Source organism: Spiroplasma sp. hyd1 (genome assembly GCF_016082235.1).
Classification (GTDB): Bacteria; Bacillota_I; Bacilli_A; order Mycoplasmatales; family Mycoplasmataceae; genus Spiroplasma; species Spiroplasma poulsonii.
Window position 1 is genome coordinate 1 of record NZ_JXYY01000120.1, and the last position, 1,059, is coordinate 1,059.

General features: G+C 32.7%; 2 pseudogenes. Both read left to right on the forward strand.

Annotated elements, in window-relative coordinates:
• A pseudogene (locus TS70_RS06625) lies at positions 1–428 on the forward strand (hypothetical protein); the annotation flags it as partial.
• 27 nt (positions 429–455) lie between these two features.
• Positions 456–1,059, forward strand: a pseudogene (locus tag TS70_RS06630) (hypothetical protein); the annotation flags it as partial.

Genomic DNA, 1,059 nt, shown 5'->3' on the forward strand with positions numbered 1-1,059 from the left:
AATATATTGATATTAACAAGATTGTTAAGGACATTACCGTTGGTGTTGGGAGAAATCCCACAACAATTGTGGGAACAACTTTTACTAAACAACCGCCAATCAATGGAATGTTACGAGGAAATAATAATAAGGTGTATCAAGATAAACTTTTAAGTTTTCCAAGCATTGTTATTAATGTGCAATTTTCATATGATGGAACGTTTAATAAACTTTATGATTTATCTTATGAATATGAACTCCCAACTAAAGTTGTGAAAGATCCATGGGGCGTTGATAAAAACAATCTTAATGTTTTACAATCAACTTTTGCTTTATCGAAAACATACACAACCTTGGATAGGGTGAAAGACCTATATAATGATTATCAACAAGCAATTCTTCAAGCTGCCAATGATTGAGAATATCGTAATCCAACGGGTAGTGGATAACCAGGTAATAATTATCCCGTTGAAAGTTTGCATAGTAATGCTTTTAATATTGCAGTAAATGAACTTAATGTTGGACGCTATAATAATACTAATTTGCGGGTAGGAACATATAATGCAATAATTACGGCAACGAAAGACTCATTAAATTATCAAGGCAGTTTTAAAACAGGGGTTATTCGGATTACAGCAGCACCAATTAGTGCCATTTCCTTGTCACAATTAGTGGTGGATAGTTCTTGGACCCAACAGCGTGCCTATCGTGAAATTAAAGCACAAATTCTAGCACGAGCACAAAGTAGGGGGTTAAATTTAAATGATTCTGATTTTAGCATTAGTGGTATTACAGAAAATAGTTTAATAAAATTAACAATCGGTCAAAAGACAATTACAATTACTGCCCTTGGCAATGATAATGTTGTAACGGGGATAACAACCTTTAATTTAACTGTGGAGCCTGTTTCAATTAATAAATATTACAATAAGATTAATCCTGGGCAGCAAAAAGTTAGTAATTCGGTTCGAAATGTCGTAAGCACCATCATGAATCAACTAAAAGCAGCTATTAATAGGGATGGTTATAATAGACTTCTTGCATTACTTGTTAAAAAATTGCAAATATTTGTAAAAAAGA